This window comes from Niastella populi (assembly GCF_002078015.1).
Taxonomy (GTDB): Bacteria; Bacteroidota; Bacteroidia; order Chitinophagales; family Chitinophagaceae; genus Niastella; species Niastella populi.
The window spans coordinates 1-3,509 of record NZ_LWBP01000005.1; the positions used below are offsets into that span (position 1 = coordinate 1).

General features: G+C 37.3%; 6 protein-coding genes and 1 pseudogene. All 7 read left to right on the top strand.

From position 1 onward, the window contains the following. Positions 1 to 286: pseudogene (locus A4R26_RS35320) on the top strand (hypothetical protein); the annotation flags it as partial. Further along, entirely contained in the window at positions 273 to 521 is a 249-nt protein-coding gene (locus A4R26_RS36015; RefSeq protein WP_369332931.1) for a hypothetical protein, read from the top strand. The pseudogene A4R26_RS35320 and the gene A4R26_RS36015, both read left to right, overlap by 14 nt. A gap of 179 nt (positions 522 to 700) precedes the next feature. Beyond that, complete coding sequence (locus tag A4R26_RS03750; protein ID WP_133054524.1) at positions 701 to 1,051, top strand: hypothetical protein; 351 nt, start codon at positions 701 to 703, stop codon at positions 1,049 to 1,051. An 88-nt stretch (positions 1,052 to 1,139) separates the two neighbouring features. Continuing rightward, positions 1,140 to 1,727 carry a hypothetical protein gene (locus A4R26_RS03755; RefSeq protein WP_081160652.1) on the top strand — a complete coding sequence of 196 codons (588 nt, stop codon included), beginning with the start codon at positions 1,140 to 1,142 and terminating at the stop codon, positions 1,725 to 1,727. A gap of 176 nt (positions 1,728 to 1,903) precedes the next feature. Next, complete coding sequence (locus A4R26_RS03760) at positions 1,904 to 2,275, top strand: RHS repeat-associated core domain-containing protein (protein ID WP_207625667.1); 372 nt, start codon at positions 1,904 to 1,906, stop codon at positions 2,273 to 2,275. A 29-nt stretch (positions 2,276 to 2,304) separates the two neighbouring features. Continuing rightward, positions 2,305 to 2,577, top strand: a complete 273-nt coding sequence (locus A4R26_RS36020) for a hypothetical protein (protein ID WP_369332932.1) — start codon at positions 2,305 to 2,307, stop codon at positions 2,575 to 2,577. 75 nt (positions 2,578 to 2,652) lie between these two features. Further along, complete coding sequence (locus A4R26_RS03770) at positions 2,653 to 3,108, top strand: hypothetical protein (protein WP_133054525.1); 456 nt, start codon at positions 2,653 to 2,655, stop codon at positions 3,106 to 3,108. The last annotated feature ends 401 nt before the right edge of the window (positions 3,109 to 3,509 follow it).

A 3,509-nucleotide genomic window follows, 5' to 3' on the forward strand; every position in this document is an offset into this window, starting at 1 on the left:
CCATCCGCGCCGCAGTACAATTGCTGATGCCAATAACCGGCGCAATCCGGAGGTATTTGAAAGGATTTATCTGAAGTTACTGGCCAAATACAGTCCGGTTTTACCGGACAGCCGCAAGCGTTCCAGGAAAAACAACCTCTATATATTTGATTCTACCAGCATTGCATTATTTCAGGAGATATTAAAAGGTTCGGGATTGTCCAATAAAGAGGGGAAACGAAAAGGGGCATCAAGTACACACCCTGTTGCATGCCGGCAGCGATGTGCCAGTGATGATCCGTTATAGTGCTTCGGCAGCCTCAGATGCTAGATTTCTAAAGCAGGTACAATTGCCTCGAGGCTCAGTGGTGGTGTTTGATAAAGGCTACAGGGATTACTCTACCTATAACCGCTTTACCAGTGAGCAAATTACCTGGGTAACCAGGCATCGGGACAGTTCGATATATAAAATCACAAGATGCTGTCCTGTAAATGACTACAAAGTAAAAATGGTGTACAGAGCGACTGTCATATTGAGTTAGGACACAATCATCAAAAAAATGCAACCAAAGTAGCGGCCCGGTTGGTATATTCAAAAATTTATAAATAGAACACCGTAGTCTCTGCATCAATCCCGCAGCCACCCTGGAAGGCAACCTGGCAGCCAGCACTGATGCGGTATATAGAGAAGGACTTTTACGATTTAAAAAGTGATTACATCGTGAACAAATCAACGGCGACTGGCTTAATGGATTATCCAAATAATAACGGCAACCCGCCTTTTAATAATAACCCAAATAGCAATGTAACGGCGAACAGTGAAAAAGTATATAGATTACACCCGGTAATCAGTGGTTTTCAGTTTTATAACGGTCTTGAAGGGTTTAAAGATTACTCAACTGGAGCAAATTCTTGGGATGGAATTGATTTGATTCAAAGTAGCAGAACCAACAATCATCGGAATTACACCTGGAGTAGTGATTTGAAAGAATTGTTAACGAAGTACAAGACGGATAATAATAGAGGAGTAAAGGTTGCGACCTTTTCATATAAAAACAAACTACCAGATTAAAGCCACAGCTATTATAGGTAAAACTCTTTATACTAATTTAGTGGGTGGTAGGGGTGAGCGAATACAGAATAAAACAAAATTTAAATAGATGCCTCCATACATATATAGGATTTTCTTAGTTATATCTGTGGCTATACTTTCTTGTACTATTAAAAACAGGAAGGAGCTAGTAAAAAAGTCGAAAAACGAATATCTGCAAGGTGATGTTTTTTTTAAAGATTGGTTGAAGGATACATTGAAGGTGATAGAAAGCTTTAAAGGTGAGTATAAAGAAAAAGCATTGAAATACGAAGTGGCCGAGGACTCCTTACAACTTGATATTTTAGAAGGATATCAATTTGTGTTTAATAAAGCATATAAATCCCCGGATAAAAATATAAAATATATTATTGGCCTTTTAAAAGAGTATTCCGAACAGCCAGCATTGCCTTCAATTATTAGGTTCACTGTTCATCATACTTATTATCCGTCTGTTACCGAGGGGTTAAAAAATGAGTTTGTAGAAGAGCTTGAAGATATATCTGTTAAGTCAAAAGATACTTTAATTGAATATGGATATATCAGAGGAAGGTTAAGTAACAAATATGTAACGGTGAAAAGTAGTGGAAAGCCGAAGTTGCATTGTGAATTTGTATGGGAAAATAATAAATTACTCAAAAAAGCAGTAGGTGATTAGCCTGTCAACAAATGTATTGCGGAAATGCACTATTATCCATTTGGTTAACGATGGCTGGGATAAGTTCAAAGGCTATTGGTAGCCTGGACAACAAATATGAGTATAATGGTAAAGAGATGCAGGATTGAGAGTTTAGTGATGGTAGCGGTTTAGAGTGGTATGATTATGGTGCGAGAATGTATGATGCGAAGATTGGGAGGTGGCATGTAGTGGATCCGATGGCGGATAATTATAGAAAATGGTCGCCTTATAATTACGGAGTTGATAATCCAATAAGATTTATAGACCCGGATGGCATGGGAGTGACTGATGACTATAAACTGAAGCATGATGGGCATTTTGAACTGGTTAGAAAAACAGATGATAAAACAGATAAATTATATGCAACAAATAAAGATGGCAGTGTTAACAAGGAAAAAAGTATTGAGGTAGAAAAGGGTATACTGGATAAGCCTATGACAAGTATTATGAGTGGTGCCCGGGATCAATTCACTCAATTGGCACCCATTAAAGATAAGGGAAAGCAGACGAGTTATTTCGATTTTTAGCGAAAAACTCTGATGTAGAGTGGGGGGCTATCACAGTCGGTCATACTGGCAGCAAAGAAACACAAACAATGATCGCAACCAGTCAAAAGGTAGATAGGCTTTATCGTATGAATGTCCTTATCGATGCCAATTTGGATAAAGCAAGTACGTCAGATCTTACAATAAATGAAATAACTCATAGTCATCCTCCCGCATTTGCAAAATTTCCATCAGGATTTCCTGGGGAAGTCCCTCGGAGCCGATTGAGGGGGACAGAGAAAAAGCTAAATATGTCGAAACCAATTATAAAAAGAATTCGGTGAGATTTGGATTATATAATGGTACAACTGGAAACTACTCTTTCTTCAATTCAACGAGAATATATTACCAGGAGTAAAATGATGAAATATTATAACATCCTATTTGTATTGTTTATTGTTCTGTCATGTGGCAGTGATAAAGATGAAGGCAGTTACGAAATCCCTAATTTAAAAGATAATATAAAGGAATTCATTGAGGCAAGAAAGTGTTTCAAAAAAGACACAAAAGTTGTACGTGTTTACCTGCAAGTTAAAAGTGATACGCTGTCTGTTCAGTTGGCTGATATATATCCAGATGTTAAAAAAATTAAATATAATTTTGATACAGTTCTTTACGGGAACCGGATAATATTCACGGGCGACAGGATTAGAGGTTATTGTAAAGCGTCCGAAGTAAACCAATATCCTGCAGATCTTATTGAAATAAGTAAGAGTATAGAATGGCCTTTTATAGAGGAATTTACCAGTTGGCAATTTTTATATAAGGACGGTAAATTAATTTATAAAGTTCTTCCCTGTGTTGAGGACAAGTAATGGTTAAGCCAACCCGTAAATAAAAGATTTAGTGTTTCTAAAATATACAGTGAAGGCATTGGATCTTTATTCACCAAAAATTAATAGCTGTGCTTTTTTAAAAGCTAAACCCCGGTTAATCCGGGGTTTAGCTTTATTGTATACATATTGCAACCACTGGTAAACCCGGTCACAAAGCCCGCCTATGTTTTAATCCCTACTGTATCACCCTCTCTGTACCGTAGGCGCCGGTCTATATTCTCCTATATTTTTGGCTGTGTTCATTGCCTGAGATACAACACATATATCCTTATGCTATAATAATTATTATTGTAAAAAAAACGAAGCTATGGATGCAGCATTTGTAGTGTATTTACCTGTTGAAGCAGACCTGGAAGGTTTTCCATTCAAAATTCCTATGT